The organism is Bacillus taeanensis (genome assembly GCF_003318295.1).
GTDB classification, from domain to species: Bacteria; Bacillota; Bacilli; order Bacillales; family UBA6769; genus Maribacillus; species Maribacillus taeanensis.
In genome coordinates, this window is the sequence record NZ_QOCW01000009.1 from 140,314 (window position 1) to 162,730 (window position 22,417).

A 22,417-nucleotide genomic window follows, 5' to 3' on the forward strand; every position below is an offset into this window, starting at 1 on the left:
GCAATGATAAAATCCATCGCAAACGATGGATTTTATCTCTAGTTTATAATGAAAACTATGCCCACCACATTTCTCCTACTTGTTCTTTAAACAGAATCTTATGAAGAAGAGAAATGGCTTTTCCTAATCCTTCATCAACTGACGCAAGCATATCTTCATGCTCAATGGAAATCACATCATCATAGCCAACTGCTCTTAGCGCACTAATGATATCACGCCATTTTTTTTCATTTTGACCGTAGCCTACTGAACGAAATGTCCATGAACGATCTAAAATTTCACTATAGTGCTTCGTATCAAGCACACCATTCACTTTAATATTGCCTTCATCAAGATATGTGTCTTTCGCATGGAAATGATAAATCGCATTTTCGCGCCCTAATTTTTTGATCGCTTCTACAGGATCAATTCCCTGCCAGACGAGATGACTTGGATCAAAGTTAGCCCCGATACTTTCTCCCGCATGTTCTCTTAACTTTAGAAGAGTATCCGGATTGTAAACAACAAATCCCGGGTGCATCTCAAAAGCAATTTTATTGATACCGTGCGATTCTGCAAATGCTGCTTCTTCTTTCCAATATGGAATAACAACTTCATTCCACTGCCAATCAAGAATTTCTAAATATTCAGGCGGCCATGAACACGTTACCCAGTTCGGATTTTTTGCACCTTGATAGTCACCAGGGCAGCCGGAAAAACCGTTTACAACTGGAATTTCTAAGCGCTCTGCTAACAGCACTGTTTTACGCCATGCCTCATGAGATTGTTTCGCATATTCTTTGTTTGGATGAAGCGGATTACTGTGAAAGCTTAAACCGCTGATCGTTAATCCTCTTTTATCGATAGCTTGCTGAAAGTTTTTTAATTTCGAAGCATCCTCTAATAATTCATCCGGATTACAATGCTTTGTTCCTGGATAAGTTCCTGTTCCTAATTCGACTGCTTCTACTCCCATTTCTACTACTTTATCAAGCATTTGTTCAAAAGGCAGATCTTGATATAAAACCGTAAATACGCCTAGTTTCATGAAAGCACCTCTTCACCGACTGCAACTTTCACCCATTTTTGTGTTTCGTGACTTTCTAAAATAGCATCCGTAATACACATGGATAGATGGCCATCTTCAAATGTCGCAAAGTTTGCTTGATCTGTATGAGGATCTTTTCCATCGCGAACAAATGTGTAGAAATTTAACATCATATTTTTTAGAGCATCCGGCCAGCCTTCATTATGTCCACCTGGGTGATGGATCGATGCTTTTGCTTCATCTGAAAATAGGGCAGGATTTGCTAGAAGCACTTCATTTGCTTTGTCGCGGTGACCAATCCATAATTTTTCTGGTTCTTCTTGATTCCAATAAGCAGAGCTTTTGCTGCCGTTAATCTCAAAATCAAGTCTATTTTTTCTTCCGGCACTTACTTGCGAAACAGTGAAAACACCTTTTGTTCCATCATTAAAGCGGACAAGAACGGACGCATAATCTTCTGTATTGATCGCAACATCTTCATAACTTTCTTCAGCTGATGCTTGTCCGCCAAATGTTGCACTCGCTGCTGTTGGCTTTTTTCTTACCGGCACAACCGTTGCTAAATCAGCGAACACTTCAACAATTTTTTTACCTGTTACATACTGCACCGTATCACACCAGTGTGAGCCGATATCAGCAATAGCACGCGATTTTCCGCCAACTTCAGGAGCTAAACGCCAATTGTAATCTGTCTCAAATAGTAACCAATCTTGCAAATAGCTTCCGTGTACTAAGTTCACTTTACCAATTTCATTGTTTTTCACCATTGTTTCTAACTGTTTTAAAATCGGAAATTGGCGATAATTGAAGTTCACACCGTGCACAACGTTATGTTTCTTCGCAAGCTCTAACAGCTCAGCTGATTCTTCACTCGACATTGCGAGCGGTTTTTCAGAAACAACGTGCTTTCCTGCTAAAATAATTTCCTTATTAATCGCAAAGTGCAGATGATTTGGCGTACAGTTATGCACCACTTGAATTTCATCGTCTTTCAGCATGTCGCGGTAATCGCCGTATGCTTTTGGAATTCCAAGCTCAGCGGCTTTTTGCTCAGCCGCCTCCTGCGTACTTTCTGCTAATCCAACGACTTCCACAAAACCAAGTCTTCTAATCGCTTCAATATGTGTCGGTCCAATAAAACCTGTTCCGATAATTCCAACTTTGACTTTGTTCATTTTATCTCCACTCTCCTTTTCCAAAAACATTTTCTATTTATTAAGTGCTTTTCGACCAAATGCTACTGCTAGAATAATAATTAATCCTTTTACAACCATTTGCTGGCTGACATCAAGACCCATAATAATGAGACCATTATTAATTGTTCCAATTAATAGAGAACCGATCACCGTTCCAACTACTGTCCCTACTCCGCCAAAAAGGCTTGTACCACCAAGAATAACGGCTGCGATTACTGATAATTCATCACCTTCACCGAATGTGAAACGACCTGCTTGTAATCGTCCGGCATATAACATTCCGGCAAAACCAGCCAGCATACCAGATGCTGTTAACACTAGTAATTTAACTCTTGACGTATTAATCCCTGAGAATTTAGCTGCACTTTCATTACCACCTGTTGCAAGTATTCTCCGACCAAACGTTGTTTTTCGAAGAATAATATGTCCAGCAGCAGCAATTAGTAACGTCCAAATGAGTAGAATAGGAATAGCACCGATTGATCCTGAACCAAAGATAAAGTTATATGTTTCATTTAAAATTGGCACAGGCGCCGTAGCTGTAATCCACATCGCTAATCCTTTTGCAATTCCCATCATTCCTAATGTTACTAGAAACGAAGGAATCGCAATTTTTGTAACTAGTAAACCATTAATTAATCCAATCGCTGCTCCAGTGCCTAATCCTACAACGACACCGCCTAGTAATCCAAATGACTTTACTGCTAAAGCAGCAGTTAATGAAGCAAGGGCTGCAATTGATCCAACAGAAAGATCGATTTCGGCTGAAGAAATAACGAATGTCATCGCAACTGCCATAATAGAAATCATTGCTGTTTGACGTACAATATTTAAAATATTATTTACAGATAAGAACCCTTCATCATACAATGAAATCGAAAAAGCGATAAATACACCAACAAAAGCGATATATACAATATATTGTCTCCAATCAAATTTAAATAGTTTTGGAGATTCTACTAACTTAGATGCCTTGGACTGCATGTTCAAGTACCTCCTCAGATTGAATTTCTTTACGGTACATCTCTTTACTTATACTTCCATCTTTTAAAACTAGAATACGATCACAAACCGCTAACAGCTCTGGAAGTTCAGAAGAAATGACCAATACAGACTTACCACTATCCGCTAACTCACGAATGATATCAATAATTTCTGTTTTTGCGCCAATATCAACACCAGCTGTCGGTTCATCAAGCATTAAAATTGTCGGATCATTTGCTAACCATTTCGCTAATACAATTTTTTGCTGGTTACCACCTGAAAGTAATCTTGACGTTTTAAAAATACTATCTGTTTTAATATTTAGCTTTTTTACCAATTCCTCAGAAATTTTATTTGCTTTCTCTTTCTGCACAATGCTTCCATTTGATACTTTATTTAAAATCGGTAAAATAATATTTTCTTTTACACTATGATCTAACACCAGCCCCTGTAATCTGCGGTCTTCTGGCACTAATGCCATGCTCGCCCTGATTGCGTCTTCAGGGCTCTTAATCGATTGCTTTTTCCCATTAATCTGGATATCACCTTGTTCAACTGGATCAATTCCAAAAATAGTACGAACAATTTCCGACCTTCCGCTTCCCATTAATCCAGCAATTCCAAGAATTTCTCCTTCATATAAACGAAAGGAAACATTGTTTACTCGATTACCGGAATGCAAGTTTTTCACTTCTAAAACAGGCTGCTTATTTTCTGGAAGCTTTCTTTCTTTCCAAGCAAATGCACCTTCCATGTTCTTACCAACAATATTTTCAACGAGTTCATCCATTGATAATTCCGAGCAGGGAGAGGTAATCGCACGTTTTCCATCTCGTAATACAGTAATTCGATCAGAAACTTTATAAATTTCATCCATGCGGTGTGAAATATAAATAATTGAAATCCCTTTGCTTTTTAAGTTTTCAATGAGTTCGAATAATATTTCTGTTTCACTTTTTGTAAGAGCAGAACTTGGTTCATCCATAATTAAAATTTTTGCATTTTGCGAAATTGCCTTCGCAATTTCAGTCATTTGCCAGTAACCTGTATCAAGATCCCCAACTAATGTTTTAGGGCTAATATTCACATTTAATTCTTTTAAAATTTCCGCTGTTTTACGATTTAACTCTTTATCATCAATAAAGCCGCCGCTCTTTGATTGTTCACGATTTAAATAAACATTTTGAGCAACCGTCAATGTTGGAATGACGCTAAACTCTTGGAAAATCATCGCGACACCGTTTTTTAACGAATCTTGAGGTTCTTTAATACTAACTTCTTTTCCGTCTATCATAATTTGACCGCCGTCTTTTTCATAAACACCGGTTAATATTTTCATAAGCGTTGATTTACCTGCACCGTTACCGCCCATTAATGCATGGACTTCACCTTTTTTCAGTTCAAAATTAACACCTTTTAAAACACTGATTCCATTAAAGGATTTTGTAATATCCTTCATTTCAAGAATAGTTTCTGCTTCACGCATCTTATTCTCACCCCTATCATTTGTAAGGAATGGGGTCATCTGACCCCATTTCTTGTAACATTATTTACGGTGTTTGTACTAATACTTCATTTACTTTTACCCATTTTTCTTGTTCTGCTGATTGTAAGATTGCATCAGAGATAAGCGCAATTTGATAACCGTCTTCAAAGTTTGGTGATACCTCTGTATCTTCAACAATTGATTTTACGAAATCGTGAATTTCAATGATTTTCGTATCGCCGTAACCAATACCTAGAGCCGGGATTGGCCATAACGCGTCACCATATGGGTGAGCCGGTCCAGTATAAACTGTTCTAAAGCCTTTACGATCTGCTGGGTCATCAGCGAAATACACTTGAAGCTCGTCACGACGCTCATAGTTAAAGTATAGAGAACCTTTTTCACCATGAATTTCAAACGTTAAGAAGTTATTGCGTCCCCATGCATTACGTGTTGCTTCAATGCTTCCTACCGCACCATTTTCAAATCGCAGTAATGTAGAAAGCTCATCATCTACATCCACTTCGCCTTTTGGTACATCTGCTCCTGACTTAACTGTTCCTAATTTATCAACGCCGCCAGATTGGATCGGACGTTCTTTCACCCATGTTTGCGTTGTCGCCATAACTTCTGAAATTTCTCCAACTAAATAGCGGGCAAAATCAACAACGTGTGTACCGATGTCACCTAATGCACCAGAACCTGCAACATCTTTTTTAAATCTCCAAGACAGCGGAGAGTTAGGATCTGCTGACCAATCTTGTAAATACGTGCCGCGGAAGTTTAATACTTTTCCAATTGCACCTTCTTCAATATATTTCTTCGCTAGAGCAACCGCTGGAGTACGACGATAGTTGAAGGCAACCATATGCTTCACGCCAGCTTCTCTTACAGCATCTAACATTAATTTTGCTTCTGCTGCATTACGAGCAAGTGGTTTTTCAGAAATAATATGTTTCCCAGCTTTAGCAGCCGCAATCGCGATTTCAGCGTGTGAATCGTTTGGCGTTACAATGTCAACGATATCGATGTCTGGGTTTTCAACAAGCTCTTTCCAGTTTGCTGTATACTGCTCATAACCTAAACGTAATGCCGCATTTTTTGCAGATTCTTCATTAAGATCAGCTACCATTTTACGATTTGTTAACGCTGGTGCCGGCCAAAAGTACATTGGCATTCCTGCAATTGCTAGTGAGTGCGCCTTCGCCATAAATCCTGCTCCAATTAGTCCTACATTAAGTGTTTTCATAAGTTAAAATCCTCCTTGATAATTGTTTTTAAATAGTTAACGTTTTTATTTAGCGGCTTCTTGAATTTCCTCAGGAGCCTCAGAGTTATAAACCATCTTCCATGAATCGAGTATATTTTCTTGTGTTACTTTTAACGCAGGTACTGCCACATATGATGGTGTTTCTTTTCCAAGAAGAGCATGTGCCGCTAGAATTGCTTCAGCTACTCCTTGATCATATGGAAGCTGAGCTCCTAATCCTTTAATTAAACCGCCTTGGGCAATATTCAAGCCTACGTTTGTTCCTAAATCGATTGTTGTAATCACAAGATCTTCACGACCTGCTTGACGAGCAGCCGCTAAAATACCTTCTGATAGAACATCCCAAACTCCAAAAATCCCATCAAGATCTCCATGTTTTGTTAACATCGCAGCAGCTACTTTCAAACCATCGTTCGGTCCAGAAATACCGCCTCGTGCCACAATTTCAATATCAGGGTATTTCTCTTTCATTGTTTTTTCAAAAGCATCTGTTCGTTGTTTTGTAACAAAGAAATCTGCATCATGGTAAACAACACCTACTTTACCTTTTCCGCCTAGTTGTTCAGCCATAATTTCTGCAGCTTGAATACCATTTCCGTAGTTATCAGCTGAAACAACGCTTACATAATCTTCTTTATGTTCTAATCCGTTTGGTACATTGTCCATAAATACTAGCTTTACGCCTTGCTCTGCTGCCATTTTGTAAGCTTGTGCTGTTGATACTGGATCGACAGGAATACTTACAATAATATCTGGGTTTCTCGCAAGAATTGTTTCAATATCCGATACTTGCTTTTCAGATTTAAATTGTGCATCCGTTACTGACAATACTTCGATTCCCATTTTGCTGAATGCAGCTTTTAAACCATCAATTTGTGCTTGAGACCAGTCATTTCCTGCATAGTGCATCGCAATTGCTGCCTTATAATTACCTTCTTTAATTTTCGCAATTTCTTCTTCTGTTAATTCTAATGTTTTCGCTGAAACTGCCTCTTCTCCATTTGGACCTTTACTCTCAATTTTTTGGTCACTTGGAATGTCTTGGTTGATTGTAATTGGTCCAGAAGCAGGCAGTGCACTTGCTTCTTTTGCTTCACCTTCAGAACTGCTTTCATTTGAAGCACTTTGATTCCCGCACCCAACTAATGCAAGCACACTCGATAAAAGAATGACAAGGATTAAGGAAGACAATTTTTTCATACTTTTAAACCCCCTATTTTTTTGTTTATTTTTAGGCTTTGTTTGCCTTTTCAAATGCTGCTAAATAGCTGCGGCTGATCTCAGCGCCTTGTTTTGGATCAGGATAGCTGTCTAACTCAACCGTAATCCAGCCATCATACTGAAGCTCGTCCAACAATGAAATCATTTCATCAAACTTTTGATGCCCGTGACCTAACGGAAGAAATTCACCGTTTTCATAGTCTTTAAAGTGAATATATTTAATTCTGTCCGCGTATTTCTTAATAACCTCAACAGGATCACCGCCGCCTGCTTCGATATGAGCTGTATCTGGGCAAAGATTAATCGTTGTAAGAGGCATTAATTTATCTAATTGATCTGGCGCTTGTACATTTGTTCCTAAATGCGGATGATAGCTCGCAATTAAATTGTACTTTTCTGCGATTGCCACTACTTTATTAAGCGCGGCACCTAGATCATTGTAGTCGCTTTCTAAAATGCCTTTTGCGCGAACCGCTCCTCCTCCGACAACTAAATGCTGTGCACCTAATTCAGAAGCAAGTGCCGCAACTTCCTCAATTTTTAACAGCTCTTCTTCTAACACATCGGGATAAATAAAATTACCGCCTGTGTATACCCCGATAAATTCTTGAGAATTCTGCTTTAGAAGCTCTTTAAATTCATTTTTACGCTCTTTATACTGCATTAAGTTTCCATCAAAAAGTTCAATTCCGGCAAAGCCTGCAGCAGCAATATCTTTCACCGCTTCTTCTGTTGAACCATTTGCCAGATAATATAAATCTTTTATCGAAGTCACCCCGGCCGGATGTCCAACTACCCCGCCCCAAGTATTTGTTTGATAACCAAGTTTCATTGTTTCTCCCCCTTTATTTATTATGTTTCGTGGTGTACCTTAAACCTCGAATGGTTTTCCATCACCTCCTTAAAGTAATAACCTCATTAAGGATCGCTCTCGGTAAACGTTTACAGATAATGGACAATTTTTTCACCTGTTCAGTCTATCGAAACAGCTGCTGCATAAGTGTTTTGCTTTAAATAAATGATACACATCGTAAGCGTTTACATCGTACGTAAAAGTATAAGAGTCTTTTACTCTCTAAACATAGAATGATTGCTTATTAGATCCGTTACATCATTTACTAGAATCAGTAAACGTTTACATCACCTTTTTAAAAAATGAGCGGCTTAGCGGATACATTTATGACATGAATCTCTAAGCACAAGCTTATTTTCTAAAATGTACTGTGTTTTTCTAATTTCTTCTTTCTTCATTAAACCTATAAGCAGCTTCATCGCTCTCGTACCAATCTCAAAAGCTGGCTGTGAAATCGTTGTTAGTGCCGGTTTGAAAATCGACGCAAACTGAATATCGTCAAATCCGATTACCGATAGATCATCTGGGACGGTTAATCCTTTTTGCTCGATCGCATTAATTGCTCCAAACGCCATCTCATCATTCGCCGCAAATACAGCTGTCGGAACCGTGTTATATGCTAAAAATTTCAGCATCATATTATAGCCGCTTTCATACGAGAAGCTGCCTTCCTGGACTAAGTCAGGCTCAACTCTCAAATTGTACCGAGCCATTGCCTGGTAAAATCCTGTTAACCTGTCTCGTCCTAACACGCTGTTCATCGGGCCGGAAATAAAGCCGATTCTCTCGTGACCAAGCTTTATTAAATGCTCGGTCGCTTTCCTAGCACTGCTGATATTATCGATCGAAACGGTTGGAACATCGACTCCCTCTAAATATTCACAAGCGAGTACGACTGGATATTGAGCGGCGATTTCTTCAACAACACTTGCTTCAACACCGGCAGTTAGTAAAATCATTCCAGCTGCCTTTTTTTGCCGAAGGATGTTGATATAGCCATTTTCACGTTCAATACTGTTTCCCGCATCGCCAAGCAGTACTTGATAGCCGCTTTTAATCGCCACAGCCTCGATCCCTCTCAGCACTTTCGAAAAGAAGGTATTTGTAATATCCGGTACAACAACTAAAATCGTTGTTGTTTCAGACATTCGAAGCTGACGGGCTGCCGCATTTGGCTGATACTTTAAATCTTCTATTACTTCTAATACTTTTTTGATCGTTTCGTTTGCGACAGTTTCCGGCTTACTTAACACCCTTGATACCGTTGCGATTGAAACGTTTGCTTTTTGGGCCACCTCTTTAATTCCTGTCATATTGGAACTCTCTTTTCTTTTTTGTTTCTGTTTAGCTCTTGCTTAATTGAAGTATACTCATGATGAAAGCGATTGTCTAAGCGCTTTCAAACATAAAAATACACCATTCGACATACCGATTTTTTAGTTTCAAACTCGAAAATCGTCCATTCAGACAAAAAAACCACAAATTTTAAAAAAATAAAAAAACCCAGCAGCATGTGCTGAGTTCCTTTATTTATCGAGATTTATACTTCTGCAGCTCGTCTACTTTATGCTTCGAAATTCTCGCCGCTTCATTGTAATCTTTAAAATACGCTTTATACATTTGACCGGATGCTTCAATTCTCGTTAAGCGTTCGACATTAATAATATATGAACGGTGTGAAACCATAAACCGAGAATCAAGTGCCTCCTCTAAGCTCGTTAACGCCTCATTTGTTTCAAATGTATCCTTTATTGTATGAATGACAGATTTACGATCCAGTCTTTCAATAAAAATAATCTCTTCAAGCGGAATAAAAATCATGTTCTTCTGCTGCTTAATCATCAGCTCCTTTTTACCACGCTCTGCTTTGTCAGCTCGTGCATTTGAAGCTTGTGAGGCTCGTTCTAATGCGCTGTACAATCGATTTCGTTCAATCGGTTTTAAAATATAATCAACCGCCTTTACATCAAAAGCCTCAAGCGCATACTCATCATGACCAGTAATAAAAATAACCTGAAGCGCTGGAAACAGCTCCTTGCATGCTTTAACAGCTTCCATTCCATTCAATAAAGGCATCCCAATATCAACTAAAGCGATATCCGGCTTTTCTTTTGTGACAAACCCAATTAACTCTTCACCATCTTCCGCTTCTCCGACAATTGTATAATTCGGTATACTTGCAATAAAATGTCTTAACAATTTTCTTGATGATGCGTCATCTTCTGCGATTAAAATTCTCAAAACTAATCCCCCCTGCTGCCATAAAGCTTGCTTGTAGAACATATGTGGAATGTTTTATACGGTTTATTTTATAACTTTTTACCTATATTTTGTATGTTTTATTGTATCGTGAATGGCTGTGGGAAGACAACTTGGTGTTTTACGGCTTCATTAATTGGTAGAATAAAAAAATGATAAAATAAAGCAAACTGGTTAAGTTTTTGAGGAGTGAATCTGACATGTTATACGCAATCGTACTATTTATACTTGCAGGACTTGCCGAGATTGGCGGAGGATATCTAATCTGGCTGTGGTTAAGAGAAGGTAAACCATTTTATTGGGGAGTTTGCGGAGGCATAGCCTTGGCTCTATATGGTATTATTGCTACATTTCAAACGTTCCCGTCATTTGGTAGAGTGTATGCTGCATATGGAGGAGTCTTTATCGTTCTTTCTGTATTATGGGGCTGGGGAATTGATAAGAAAACACCCGATCTATATGACTGGATCGGTGCCGGCATATGCTTAGCCGGTGTCTCAGTGATGCTGTTTGCACCTCGAAATTAAATAATTTTATTCAAAACAGCAAGGCTTTAATGAAATAAACATCTTCCAAAAGAAACCGACTATATGCAGTTTGTATCCTGGATATAGGCGGTTTTCCTTATGCAAAAAATTAACCCCAAAATAGACGTTCCAGCATTTCATGATAAAATAGTCAGGAATACATACTCGAAAGGAGATACATCAATGAAAAAAGTAAACGTCGTCGGTGCGATCATCGAAAACGATAAAAATGAAATCCTCTGCGCTCTGCGCTCTCCAACCATGTCATTACCTAACCTCTGGGAGTTTCCAGGCGGCAAAATTGAAGAAGGTGAAAAACCAGAAGAAACGCTGGTTCGTGAAATTCAAGAAGAGCTTGGCTGTACGATTGAAGTTTTTGATTTAGTAGAAGATGTTGAACATGAATATCCAACAATCATTGTAAGATTAATGACATATAAAGCTAAAATTGTGGAAGGCACACCAGAAGCCAAAGAGCACGCCAAGTTAGAATGGGTTAAGCTTGATAATCTTTGTGAGCTTGAATGGGCACCGGCGGATATTCCGACGATTGATAAGCTAATTGAGGAGAAGGTTACTAAATAAAACACTTCCCTAACTGTTTTTAGGTTTCTTGTTACCATCATAAAAGCCTTGAAAATAATTCATTTCCATGGCTTTTATGATGATTCTTTTCTTTTAAAATAATGACCTGTTACTCACTTAATCATTCTTTAATCGTTTTCCCCGCTCTTAATATAATGATAAATCTTATTATCAATACTTCTCTCCATCACCATATTCATATGAACAACAGGAATATCCTTGTCATCTTTTCCTTTCATTACAGCTTGCTCCACAGAATTTTCATCTGGAGTAGCTTTCCCTACATAATAAAAATCACTACCTTCATCATCGTCTTTTTTAACGAAGATGTGAATTTCATTATGATTTTCCTTTGCTTCAATAATTTTTTGTACTTCTTCTGAGTGCAGCGTTCGATTACTACGTGTATACCACTTCAGTACTTCTGGACTTAAAAACTCATCACCATAAGCAACACTTGATTCTACCTCATCATGCTTATGATACGTAATAAAAATTGGTGTCGTGTTGTATTTTGTTTTGTAACCGTAAATGGTTGATCTTTCGTCATTCTCCCAGTTTAAAAGTCTACACGCATCTTTTCGTGTATATTTTTCATATAACGTAAAAGGCCTGTTACATTCATAGACTTTACTTTTTACATTAGCAGTACGAACAATATCAATCACTAATTTTTTAAAATGATCATTTGAAGCTATACTTCCTCTAATTTTTTCAGTAAATGTAAAATAGTTATCCTTACGTAAAATGATAGGCTCATTCCCATATTTCGTTTTATCTTGTTGAGTAAAAAATTCTAAACTAAATATGCGCTCAACCGAAGTAATAATTTCGTCATCTATTAAGCAATTCTCTTTCTTTAACTCGTTAAAATATTTTTGATATTCAACTCGCTCTTCTCGAAGTAACAAATCGAGCAAAAGAATTTCATGCTTTCGTTTTCCATTTAATACTTCTAATGAAAACATCATTAATACTTTATTTTCGTAATCTAATAGGGTAGGAATTTCTTCATTCATTTTAATTAAAAATTGCTGGTAATTAAAATATTTACTTACAATCACTAAAGGATCAATTGAATGATTTGCTATAAAATCATATAAATATGGCACTCTGCCAATGCGATTTTTCAGCTCGACATACGCTTCTTTTAATTTTTTCAATTCCGTTAAATTGCTGCTATTAATCGATTGAAAAATTTGCTTTTTAGCGATTTCTTCAAAGTTAACCGTTGAAATTCCTTTAATATAACTTGTATCTTTCATGCGCCTACGAATATTATCTTTGTTTTGCGATCTATCTCCTGAAAGGGCAATCGGAATTAAATAGTTGTTTTTATAATTCCCGATAAAATCAATAATCGTTACGAAGTCCTTTGATTCATGCTTACGAAGACCTCGTCCTAACTGCTGAATGAATATAATACTTGATTGTGTCTGACGTAACATTACGACTTGATTAACGCTTGGGATATCAATTCCTTCATTAAAAATATCAACAGTGATAATATAATCAAGATGACCTTTCTCTAACCGATTTACTTGCTCCACTCTTTCCTCTTGTGAATGACTACCTGTTAATGCAACGGTTTTATATCCTTTTTCATTCATCGCTACCGCAAGTTTCTCTGCTTCTTCTTTTCGACTGCAAAATATTAACCCTTTTACTTTTTTACCTGAAAAACCATAGTATTCTAGTTTTTCAATCATATGATTAACCCGTTCTTCTGTTACAAGTTTTGATAGTACTGTTGTATCATCAATCGTTTCTCCATTATATTCAAGGTCTGTCACGCCAAAATAATGAAAAGGACAAAGCATATCTTCTTCTAATGCTTCCTGAAGTCGTATTTCATAAGCAACGTTATAATCAAAGAGCTCATAAATATTAAAATCGTCCGTTCGCTCAGGTGTAGCCGTCATGCCCATAAAAAACCGAGGATGAAAATAATCAATCACTTTATGATAAGATTTCGCTCCAGCTTTATGTACTTCATCTATTAAAATGTAATCAAATGCTTCCTGATCAAATTGACACAGGTTTTCCTGTTTAGAAATTGTTTGGATTGTCGCAAATAAATACTTTGCGTTCGTTTGTTTATTTGAACCTGATAAAATCCCAAACTCTTCATCAATTCCACCGAACACTTTTTGGAAATCAGATTTTGCTTTTTGTAATATTTGCTCGCGGTGCACGATAAATAACATACGTCTTGGTTGAAAGCTTCTTACATCAAAAGCTGATAAGTAGGTTTTTCCTGTACCTGTTGCTGAAATAATTAACCCTTTATCTTTACCAGATTCACGAACCGCTTGAATTTCTTTCAATGCTGCTTGCTGCATTTTATTAGGGACAATTTTTAACGCTTCTTCAATTGGATTATTTGGATAAGGTGTTGGGAAATCAGCGATTTGCTCAGTTACTCTTCTATCAACAATCTGGGTATAGTTCTTTTCATAATGAGCAATCCAGTTTTCTGTTAAAGAACGTGCTCCTTCCCATACTTCTTCAAATTGATTTTTGAAGTGATGAACAATCTCCCCATTTTCATGAGAAGTTAACTTTACATTCCATTCATAATTTACCTTTAGCGCATGAGCAGTTAAATTTGAGCTCCCAACAATTAAGGAGTAATGTGTTTCATTATTAAAAATATACCCTTTTGAATGAAAACCTTCTAAGGTAGTTAATCTCACTTCTATATTCGTAATCTTTAAAAGCTCTCGAAATACTTTAGGTTGATTGAAATTTAAAAAAGTTGAAGTTAAAATTCGCCCTTTTACTCCCTTTCTTTTAAGATCAAGAAAGTGAGACTTCAGCGTGGCAAGGCCGCTTTCAGTAATAAAAGCAACAGAGAAAATAAAGTCCTGACAATGATCAAGCTCTTCTAACAGTGAATTCAGGACATTTTCATTTTGTTTATTGTTGTTGATTAACAGCTTAGGTTTATAACTGCCATATCGACTGAAATCTTTATTAATAAAACCTTTATGTAGAGAAGCTTCTAGATTTTGAAGAAAGTTTGTCATATACTCAACCTCCCCTTCCGTATCTCCTCAAAATACTCCGTATACTCAGAAATCCCCGAATACGAAATCGTCAAATATTCCTTCGCTCTTGTCATACCAATATACAATAACGATGCTTCCCGCTCTTTGTCTTCTTCAAGCGCAAACGGCATGTTGTCGGCGTTGACGATGAAGACGGCCTGGAAGTCGAGACCTTTACTGCTGTCGATGGTGCTGATTTTGATTGTTTCTTCTTCTCTATCAAACTGTCTTTTACTGTGTTCGTTTTTTGTGATCCAGTAGTAAGGAAAGTTAGCTCCTTTTAATGTGTACTCAATGATGTCCATCACCTGCAGTTTATGTGTTCGTTTGACACGGTAGAGAATTAAAATTTCAGAGTATGGGACGTTTTTCTTATGATGAAGAAAAGTGATAATTTGAGCGATTTTTGCCATTTCTTCTTTAAAGTTGTTTGCATAATAAAGCACTGGTTCTGGACCTTTTCGGCGCGTGCTTAACGGCGAAATAATCTCAACACCTTCTGCTTCACGTTTAACAACTTTATTTTTCAAGATGGAATGTGATTCATAAAAATCCCACGCAAACTTTACAATTTGTGATGTATTGCGGTAGTTGATATTTAAGATTTTCGAGCGGCCGCGAAAATCAAGACCTGTATCCTGCACATAGCTGCGTTTTCGTTTATAAATATTTTGCGCGCGGTCTTCTACAAGTAAAAGTGATTTTGTCTCTGGATTTAACAGCAGCCCTACTAGTTTTAACCAATCTGATGCAAAGTCTTGCCCTTCATCAATTAAAATTGCATCATATTTTGGTAAAATGGCTTCGTTATTTTCAAGTTTTTGAATAATGTCAGGAATTTGGTATTCACTAATTTTTAAACCGTGCTTAAGCCACGCGTGGAAATTACGAACTGTAATATGATGAACTTTCGCATTTTGTCCTGCTTCTTCATTACCGAAATCAAAGTCAAACAAGCTTTCAGGTCCATTCATCATATGATCGACCATGTTTTTAATATTTTGCGCAAGCGAAATGTTATAGCAAAGCACCAGTACTTTCCAGTCAGGGTGTTCTTTCGTGAGAAGCTTTGCCCTGCTTGCGAGAATAAGCGTTTTTCCACTTCCGGCAACACCGCGAACTAAACGATTTTTATCACCAAGCTGTTTCGCAAGATTTTCCTGATGTAAATCCATAATTTTAATATCATGAAAAGACAACAGAAGCTGATCTTGATATGGAACAGGCTCTATGAACCTCCCCTCCCTACCGCTTCGCACTTGAGGAAGGGGTTTCCTGTTTGAAGTTCGCAAGTCCAAAAGCCGTCCCAGCTGGAACAAGTGTCATCAACACTGCCTTTGTGCTTGGAACCAAACATCCCTTTTCAGGATAGTGGTCTTTCCGTTTCGTGTCTCCCAACAGAAAACTGCCACCGTAGGCAACTTGTGCGTTTCACAACGAACAAGGGGCGGTTCTGCCCGTCTACTACTTCCTTCCAGCAGAAAAAGGTCTTCTTAAGCTGAAACTGCAGGTCGTAGATACGTGGGTCTTACATACATGGGATCATGAAGCGGATAGTAGATCATCTTCCCATACAGCTGTGTGGTAAGAATGTTCCTTGCGCCATGAAGATCACGATGTTCTTTATAACCGCATGGACACTGGTATGTTCGATGGCTGACTTTTTTGCGGTTTCCACAAACAGGACATGTTTGGGAAGTAAAATGCTCGTCAACTTTTTCAATGGTCATGCCTCTTGCTTTTAGTTTATAGACGAGAAGGGCATAAAGCTTTCCAAACGACCAGTTGGACAGCTTTTGATTCGTCTTTTTGCTTTTTTTCTTTTTCGTTTTTCGCTGGACCCCTTCTACATCGCCGATTACCACGTGATTGACGTCATGGTGAAGGCACCAGTCTACAAACTGTTTCGTTGTTTTATGAACCGCGTCCTTTAGTTGTTCCTCACTTTTAGACAGCACATACTTTTTGGCGCGGTTGTATTTTCGCCATTGTCTGGATCCTTTTTTACAGCGGCTCATCAGTTTCTGCAGTTCTTTTAGCTTTTTATTTCGTAAACGGTGGATGCTTCTTAGATAGCGGCCGGTGATGACAAGGCTGTCACCATTTTCCGTTACACTGGCAATGGTGTGAATTTCTCCGGGGTCAATACTTGCGGTGATACCTTGTTGTTTTGGGGATTCTTCTTGGATGTTCGTTTCATACGAAAGACAAATCAACCATTTTCGATCATAGACTACTTCGACTTCTTTTACGTTTCCTGGAGGGACTTTAGGGAGTTTAAGTGTTAATTTCGGCTGACGTTTGCCATTCCATATTCCTAATGAAAGGGTGATGTTCTTTCCTTGGAGTGTAAACGATTGTCCGACCCACTTTGGATTGAATACAAATTTATGCTTCCAAGGATAACGGACATTGAACCCTGCTTTTCTCGCTTTTTGCGCCCCTTCTCTTGCTTGTAGGAATTTATGAGCAACAGCTTGAATCGTTTGGCTGTGAAGAGGATAAAGGCCTTTCACTTCTTTTTGAAGGTCGCTTTTGGTAATCCATCCACCGCCGAGCCGGTAATAATAACGAGCGATTTGAACACAGTCATTCCAAACAACGGCACAAAGACGGCGGATGTCAAACAACTTTTGAATGGTAGTAATAGAAGCAGAAAAAGAGACTTTCATTGTGCGATACATGGGTTTCACCTCCATACTTCTATTTTACTGCCAAGAACAAAAGTTCGCCTATAGGAAGATGTGATTATTTTTTATTTTCAAACACCAAAACAAAAACGCCATTCATCCCCCACCTAAAATGCCATTGAATTTTTGAGGAAGGGGACTTCTGGCTGAATTTCGTTAAATTCAAAAGATTGCCCTCTAAAATAAAAAAATAGCGGCACAGACCACGGCCATGGTTTGTGCTGCTATTTTTTTATAGTAGAAATGGAGTTATAGGTCGGGACAGCCCTCATTCACATTTCATCATCTAATCTACTAAACGACCGATTCTAAAATTTGCTTTTCGCTTAATTACCCGCTTTCTGCTCAACTTCACGACCAATAATCACAGGTGCAGCTTTTTTTCGTTCTTTTAATAAAAATGTAAATGGAAGAGCGATCACACATATAATAGTGGCCATGAAGAAAACATCGTTTATGCCCTGCGTCATTCCGTGTGCTTCAGCCAATTGGTTATTAGTCATTCCGCCGTTACTTAACTCTTCCTGATGTAAAATCGATCTTGCCGCCAGAACGGCACTAAAGATCCCGATTGATAACGCGCCTGTCGCCTGGCGGATCCAGTTCGTTACGGCAGAAGCATGACCTGAATTTTCCTTTGGAATAGCTGACATCCCAGCATTTGTGATCGGCATAAACGCCAAGGCAATCCCAACATAGCGAAGCGTCATCCATCCTGCCGCATAAAGGTGCGAAGAAGTCGGTGTTAAATGACTTAATTCCCATGTTGAGAGTATTAATAAAATCACCCCAGAAATCGCTAATGTAAAAGGACCAATCTTTCCATACAGTTTACCAACGACGGGTGAAAGAAATGCCATCACAATTGAACCAGGCAGCAGCACGATCGCCGTCTCTAATGCAGATGCGCCTTGAACATTTTGCATAAATACCGGGATTAACAGTGATCCGGCATAGATGGAAGCCGTAATGATGCAGTTTAAAATTAAGCTGTACGTAAATCTAGAAAACTGAAACACTCTTAAATTTAATAACGGCTGTTTAATAGATCGTTCTCTTTTAATAAAGACTCCTAAAAACACGATTCCTACACTTAATAACGTGAGCGTCTTCCAAGAAGTGATTCCCCACTGATTTCCTTGACTGAATACAAGTAAAAGTAATGTACTGCTTAAGATTACGGTCGTAAAACCAATAAAATCAAAGCCTTTTAATTTACTTAACTTATAGTAAGGAATACAGAAAAAGACAACGACAATCGCAATAATACCGATGGGAAGATTGAGAATAAATAATGACTTCCAGCCAAAATATTCAATTAACACACCGCCTAATGTTGGGCCAAACGCTGGAGCAAGCATTGAAGAAAGACTCCACAAGCTTAACGCAAATGCCTGTTTTTCTTTTTCGATGAGCTGATAAATTAATGTCATTGTTGTTGGAATAATTAAACCGCTGAATAAACCTTGTAAAATTCGAAACGCAATAAGTGATTCTATATTCCAAGCAAACACACATAAAAAAGACCAAAGCGTAAAGCCTGCTAATGCAAAAAGATATAGATATTTATAGCTCCATTTATCGCCTAAATAACCAACAATCGGCGCTGAGACACCCGTCGCTAATAAAAAACCAGCCATCAGCCACTGCACGGTATGGATCTCCGCATGAAAGACATCCATAAAAATCGGGAACGCGACATTAATGGTCGTCGTACTTAAAATCGCCATAAAGTTTCCAAAAAAGATCGCTAAAATAATTAACCAAAAGTTTGAGCTGCTGTTTTCAGTCAATCTATTTTCCTCCTCGTACCATTTCATTTTCCACTCATTTCACCAACAAACTAATAAAAAACGAAAGCACCTGTTTAAAAATTTATAAACTAGCCCGTTCCTTAATAAACCGCATCTTCCCTTACAAATCATAGACTCGGATGCTAGATATACCATCTAAATTCAAAAATATTGAACCTTCTTATTTTCTAAGCTAAAAACTTATAGTTTATTATTATGAACAAACGGTCACCATTGACTCAGTGTTTAATATTTTGTATGATTAGTCACAAAATGTCAAGAGAGGAGTTTTTTTATTTGGGTGCAACAGAACTAGAAATTGTCAGGTCCGCTACAAAGCTTTTTAAAGAGCATGGATATCCCGCAACTTCGATTCAAGATATTGCAGAAGACTGTCAAATCGCTAAGGGATCAGTCTATAAGTATTTTTCCTCTAAAGAAGACCTTTTTAACGCCGTATTTGATCAATGTCAGAACAATTTCTTCCAACAAATTGAACGAATGAGTATAGATTCAAGCTGCACGAACAAAGAGCGCTTTTTACAGCAAATTATTTTCCGGTTTCAATATTTTATTGAACATAAATATATTTTTATCGACCTGCAGGAAATACCAATTGAACAAAATCCGAAGCTGATGCCTTTACGCCTGCGTGTAAGAGCAAAGTTCATGAATTGGTATAAAGAGTGCCTCGTTCATGTATATGGTGCTTCTATTAAGCCAAATATCGGCGACTTAGTAACGATTTATAAAGCACTGCTTAGAGAATACTTATTTTGGATTCTTCATGACGAAAAGCCTGTTTCAATTGAAGATGCAGCAGCTTTCATTATTAAACAGATCGATATACTTGCACACCATTATCTTGAAAATGAACCAAAACCATTATTAACGGAAGCTGAAGTTGAAAAATATATGAATTGGGGCATGGCAGGAACAAATGAAACGAAAGCACAGGTTACAAAGCATTTAATTGAAAAACTAGCCGCCATGATAAGTGAACTTCCTGCCGGTAAAACGCGGCGTGAGGAAATGAATGAAGCGTTAACTTTATTAAAAGAAGAAACGGAAAAAGAGCAACCTAAGCGCACCTTACTAATGGCCCTTCTCACCTTTTTAGAAAAAGAAGAGAAACTGACAAGTACAGTTAAACAATTAAAAAATGTAATGATGCTTTAATAAAAACATATTGAAAAAGACTGCCTTTACTAAACTGTTTTTGTAAAGGTAGTCTTTTACTTTCTACATTAAACTAGATAATCTCAATCCACAAACAAAGAAGGTGTCTAAGCAGTATTCCGTCTCTCACTTAGGCACCTTGTCGTTGAAAAATGAAGTGATTTGTTATACCACTTGACCTACTAGTTCATTATTTATTGCTTCAAGAAATCTTAGAAAAAATGAGTTTCGCGGTAAAGAGAAAACGATAAAATTCAATCATAAACATTCAAAAAAATACAATAAACCATTTGAACATCTTGCTTTACAGCTTCTTGTCTAACATCAAAATGTTCTCTAAAAAAATGAATATCAAATGATGGATCATAAATAATCACCTGAAAATACTGACCATTTGGTTCAAATGTTACTGTAGCTTGTCTGATTTGATTAGGATGGCTGGTTGAACTAATATAAAACTCCACTTTATTATAAATAAGGTTATTTGATTGATCATAATAATAAGGGGAATGGATCAAAGCTTTTAATTCCTGAACAGTATCCATATTTACTGTTTACCTCCTTCACAAAAACTAAAAAAACAGGAAAATAAAATTATTTTCCTGTCTCCTTATAGTCAGTTATAATTTTTAAAGCCTCAATAAGGCCAGGAAGTTTTTCAAAATTTATTGTATCATTATTTTTTAAGATTTCGTTTACTCTTTTTTGGATGATCTCTTCAGCTTCCTCCATAGTAAACAGAACAAATTCCATATTTTCACCTCAAAAGAACTTTATTTATTATACGTTATCAATTTAGAGATGCTTGCACTTTTCGTTTACAATTGTGTTTCATTTTCTTTAAAATAGAAATTTTTTGTATAAATCGCCTTGAATTGGCAAAGTTTAATTAACGTTGAGTTTTATTTTAAATACTCAATAAAATTTATTATTCAGGAGGTCATATTTATGACACAACAAAATCAACAGCAACAACTGCAGCAAGCTATGAATTCTGCTCAACAAGCACAACAAGCGGTTCAAGCAGCTCAAGCAAGTGCAAACCCACAGCAAATGCAGCAAGCACAGCAGCAGCTTCAACAAGCTCAACAGCAAATTCAACAAGCTCAAAACCAAGCAGGAAGTCAAGCAAATCCACAACAAATGCAGCAATTACAACAAGCACAACAGCAGCTTCAACAGGCTCAGCAACAAATTCAACAAGCACAATCATCTATGTCCCAAGGACAGCAAAACAATTTGCAATAGACGAAATCACTTATTGAGAGGAAATTTGAATCAATTAACTTTCCCTTTTTCGTTTTTGTTTTATTTTTAAAGGATTATTTTTGTATACTCTATGCAAATTGAGTTTACATATTATAGTAATAAAAGAGTGTCTTGCTCCAATATTGGATCAAGACACTCTTTTAATTTAAAAATTAACCATTATGTTAACTTATAATCGTTTTCCTAGGTTGCCTATTTAAATAAAAAGTATAAAAGCGCTCTATTTTAAAGAACCCCCACGTTTAGTAAACCTCGCATTCCTGTTTAGGTATTTGTATTTTTGATATCCCATATTTTTCATCTAACTTATGTCGTTGATTGAGTCGAATACAGAAATAATAAAGGTCGTTTTCTGTCACTACATAATAATGAGACCCTTGATAACAAATCACTTTACTCACGATCATCTCCCTTTCATAAGAAACTTAAGGCGAACTGGAAAGATTTATATTACCCAGCAAGCTTGTAAGTATCATCAAGTAATTGACTCACTTGTTCTGAAGTTAGATTATCACCAGAAGTTAACCTTAAACATGGTAATTCAAGTGTTACTTCAATACCGAGAACAACAATTGTCAATGGAGACGGTATAGCAATACAAAGAAGTTCCCCTCCTGTACAGCATCCCTCCGGACATGTTGACTGATTTACATTTTGGTTATCTCTCGTGTTCTGGACTCATTCTAACTCCTCTCTTTAATAATTTTTACTACCTCCCCACTATATGAACAAATAATTTTATTCAGAATAAACTTTCATGTAGAAATAGTTCTCATGATAAAAACAGGAAAAAAGCATTAAATAAATAAGTACTTTTTCTATCTAATGAATCTCCCCTACTTACCTACGGTTGAAGTAGGGGTTTCTAATGTTTCTCAATGGCTCTTAAACATTTTAAGTGCCATCAAGCTTAACACTAGTGGAGTTGACACAGCGGCGTGCTGAAAACGCCCAACCCCTCTATACCGTTTGTCATGATTCCCATGCATTCGGTACTTCTTTTAGACAATTTTTGATTGTGGATGCCA

At 37.3% G+C, this 22,417-nt stretch carries 19 protein-coding genes; 3 read left to right on the forward strand and 16 right to left on the reverse strand.

Going from position 1 to position 22,417, the window contains the following annotated elements; all coding sequences use genetic code 11:
• Positions 1–55 precede the first annotated feature (55 nt).
• From DS031_RS10715 to DS031_RS10755, 9 genes are all read right to left on the reverse strand, one after another.
• A complete protein-coding gene (locus DS031_RS10715) occupies positions 56–1,027 on the reverse strand; it encodes a sugar phosphate isomerase/epimerase family protein (protein WP_113806070.1) in 972 nt (323 codons plus the stop codon).
• On the reverse strand, positions 1,024–2,202 hold the full coding sequence (locus DS031_RS10720) for a Gfo/Idh/MocA family protein (protein ID WP_113806071.1): 1,179 nt from the start codon (positions 2,200–2,202) through the stop codon (positions 1,024–1,026). Before DS031_RS10720 ends, DS031_RS10715 begins: the two co-directional genes overlap by 4 nt.
• Before the next feature lie 33 nt (positions 2,203–2,235).
• Entirely contained in the window at positions 2,236–3,207 is a 972-nt protein-coding gene (locus DS031_RS10725) for an ABC transporter permease (RefSeq protein ID WP_113806072.1), read from the reverse strand.
• Positions 3,188–4,693, reverse strand: a complete 1,506-nt coding sequence (locus tag DS031_RS10730) for a sugar ABC transporter ATP-binding protein (RefSeq protein ID WP_113806073.1) — start codon at positions 4,691–4,693, stop codon at positions 3,188–3,190. The genes DS031_RS10725 and DS031_RS10730 overlap by 20 nt, the downstream gene beginning before the upstream one ends.
• A gap of 64 nt (positions 4,694–4,757) precedes the next feature.
• Positions 4,758–5,942: a levoglucosan dehydrogenase gene (locus tag DS031_RS10735; RefSeq protein ID WP_113806074.1), complete on the reverse strand. Its 1,185-nt coding sequence runs from the start codon at positions 5,940–5,942 to the stop codon at positions 4,758–4,760.
• A 45-nt stretch (positions 5,943–5,987) separates the two neighbouring features.
• The gene (locus tag DS031_RS10740; protein ID WP_113806075.1) at positions 5,988–7,163 is read right to left on the reverse strand and encodes a substrate-binding domain-containing protein; all 1,176 of its coding nucleotides are present in this window, start codon (positions 7,161–7,163) and stop codon (positions 5,988–5,990) included.
• Between the two features lie 31 nt (positions 7,164–7,194).
• Positions 7,195–8,016, reverse strand: coding sequence for a sugar phosphate isomerase/epimerase family protein (locus DS031_RS10745; protein WP_113806076.1), 822 nt, complete (start codon positions 8,014–8,016; stop codon positions 7,195–7,197).
• 332 nt (positions 8,017–8,348) lie between these two features.
• Positions 8,349–9,350, reverse strand: coding sequence for a LacI family DNA-binding transcriptional regulator (locus tag DS031_RS10750; RefSeq protein WP_113806077.1), 1,002 nt, complete (start codon positions 9,348–9,350; stop codon positions 8,349–8,351).
• Between the two features lie 217 nt (positions 9,351–9,567).
• The gene (locus tag DS031_RS10755) at positions 9,568–10,278 is read right to left on the reverse strand and encodes a LytR/AlgR family response regulator transcription factor (protein WP_113806078.1); all 711 of its coding nucleotides are present in this window, start codon (positions 10,276–10,278) and stop codon (positions 9,568–9,570) included.
• A 218-nt stretch (positions 10,279–10,496) separates the two neighbouring features.
• Here DS031_RS10755 and DS031_RS10760 point away from each other — a divergent pair, with 218 nt between their 5' ends.
• Together DS031_RS10760 and mutT are read left to right on the forward strand one after the other, a co-directional pair.
• Positions 10,497–10,823, forward strand: a complete 327-nt coding sequence (locus DS031_RS10760; protein ID WP_113806079.1) for a YnfA family protein — start codon at positions 10,497–10,499, stop codon at positions 10,821–10,823.
• A gap of 183 nt (positions 10,824–11,006) precedes the next feature.
• Positions 11,007–11,408: an 8-oxo-dGTP diphosphatase MutT gene (gene mutT / locus DS031_RS10765; protein ID WP_113806080.1), complete on the forward strand. Its 402-nt coding sequence runs from the start codon at positions 11,007–11,009 to the stop codon at positions 11,406–11,408.
• 128 nt (positions 11,409–11,536) lie between these two features.
• On the opposite strand, the gene DS031_RS10770 is transcribed toward mutT, so the two are convergent.
• From DS031_RS10770 to DS031_RS10785, 4 genes are all read right to left on the reverse strand, one after another.
• Positions 11,537–14,437, reverse strand: a complete 2,901-nt coding sequence (locus DS031_RS10770) for a DEAD/DEAH box helicase (protein ID WP_113806081.1) — start codon at positions 14,435–14,437, stop codon at positions 11,537–11,539.
• Entirely contained in the window at positions 14,434–15,717 is a 1,284-nt protein-coding gene (locus DS031_RS10775; protein WP_342767241.1) for a DEAD/DEAH box helicase, read from the reverse strand. Before DS031_RS10775 ends, DS031_RS10770 begins: the two co-directional genes overlap by 4 nt.
• 234 nt (positions 15,718–15,951) lie before the next feature.
• Complete coding sequence (locus DS031_RS10780; protein WP_113806082.1) at positions 15,952–17,142, reverse strand: RNA-guided endonuclease InsQ/TnpB family protein; 1,191 nt, start codon at positions 17,140–17,142, stop codon at positions 15,952–15,954.
• 332 nt (positions 17,143–17,474) lie between these two features.
• Positions 17,475–18,941 carry an MDR family MFS transporter gene (locus DS031_RS10785; RefSeq protein WP_245947346.1) on the reverse strand — a complete coding sequence of 489 codons (1,467 nt, stop codon included), beginning with the start codon at positions 18,939–18,941 and terminating at the stop codon, positions 17,475–17,477.
• 297 nt (positions 18,942–19,238) lie between these two features.
• Here DS031_RS10785 and DS031_RS10790 point away from each other — a divergent pair, with 297 nt between their 5' ends.
• Complete coding sequence (locus DS031_RS10790) at positions 19,239–20,120, forward strand: TetR/AcrR family transcriptional regulator (protein WP_181833106.1); 882 nt, start codon at positions 19,239–19,241, stop codon at positions 20,118–20,120.
• A 254-nt stretch (positions 20,121–20,374) separates the two neighbouring features.
• Here the strand turns inward: DS031_RS10790 and DS031_RS10795 are convergent, their stop codons facing one another.
• The 3 genes from DS031_RS10795 to DS031_RS23645 form a co-directional block, all read right to left on the reverse strand.
• Positions 20,375–20,665: a hypothetical protein gene (locus DS031_RS10795; protein ID WP_113806085.1), complete on the reverse strand. Its 291-nt coding sequence runs from the start codon at positions 20,663–20,665 to the stop codon at positions 20,375–20,377.
• A 49-nt stretch (positions 20,666–20,714) separates the two neighbouring features.
• Positions 20,715–20,873: a hypothetical protein gene (locus DS031_RS23640; RefSeq protein ID WP_181833107.1), complete on the reverse strand. Its 159-nt coding sequence runs from the start codon at positions 20,871–20,873 to the stop codon at positions 20,715–20,717.
• Positions 20,874–21,105: 232 nt separating this feature from the next.
• Positions 21,106–21,333: a hypothetical protein gene (locus DS031_RS23645; protein ID WP_181833108.1), complete on the reverse strand. Its 228-nt coding sequence runs from the start codon at positions 21,331–21,333 to the stop codon at positions 21,106–21,108.
• Between the last annotated feature and the right edge of the window lie 1,084 nt (positions 21,334–22,417).

Bases quoted from the DNA above. Each gene is read 5' to 3' on its own strand.
- DS031_RS23640 (WP_181833107.1), bottom strand. From the start codon at position 20,873: ATGGAATTTGTTCTGTTTACTATGGAGGAAGCTGAAGAGATCATCCAA.
- DS031_RS10780 (WP_113806082.1), bottom strand. From the start codon at position 17,142: ATGTATCGCACAATGAAAGTCTCTTTTTCTGCTTCTATTACTACCATT.
- DS031_RS10725 (WP_113806072.1), bottom strand. From the start codon at position 3,207: ATGCAGTCCAAGGCATCTAAGTTAGTAGAATCTCCAAAACTATTTAAA.
- DS031_RS10770 (WP_113806081.1), bottom strand. From the start codon at position 14,437: ATGACAAACTTTCTTCAAAATCTAGAAGCTTCTCTACATAAAGGTTTT.
- DS031_RS10715 (WP_113806070.1), bottom strand. From the start codon at position 1,027: ATGAAACTAGGCGTATTTACGGTTTTATATCAAGATCTGCCTTTTGAA.
- DS031_RS10760 (WP_113806079.1), top strand. From the start codon at position 10,497: ATGTTATACGCAATCGTACTATTTATACTTGCAGGACTTGCCGAGATT.
- DS031_RS10735 (WP_113806074.1), bottom strand. From the start codon at position 5,942: ATGAAAACACTTAATGTAGGACTAATTGGAGCAGGATTTATGGCGAAG.
- DS031_RS10720 (WP_113806071.1), bottom strand. From the start codon at position 2,202: ATGAACAAAGTCAAAGTTGGAATTATCGGAACAGGTTTTATTGGACCG.
- DS031_RS10730 (WP_113806073.1), bottom strand. From the start codon at position 4,693: ATGCGTGAAGCAGAAACTATTCTTGAAATGAAGGATATTACAAAATCC.
- DS031_RS10750 (WP_113806077.1), bottom strand. From the start codon at position 9,350: ATGACAGGAATTAAAGAGGTGGCCCAAAAAGCAAACGTTTCAATCGCA.
- DS031_RS10740 (WP_113806075.1), bottom strand. From the start codon at position 7,163: ATGAAAAAATTGTCTTCCTTAATCCTTGTCATTCTTTTATCGAGTGTG.
- mutT (WP_113806080.1), top strand. From the start codon at position 11,007: ATGAAAAAAGTAAACGTCGTCGGTGCGATCATCGAAAACGATAAAAAT.
- DS031_RS10795 (WP_113806085.1), bottom strand. From the start codon at position 20,665: ATGGATACTGTTCAGGAATTAAAAGCTTTGATCCATTCCCCTTATTAT.
- DS031_RS10745 (WP_113806076.1), bottom strand. From the start codon at position 8,016: ATGAAACTTGGTTATCAAACAAATACTTGGGGCGGGGTAGTTGGACAT.
- DS031_RS23645 (WP_181833108.1), bottom strand. From the start codon at position 21,333: ATGATTGTGCTTGTTGAATTTGTTGCTGAGCCTGTTGAAGCTGCTGTT.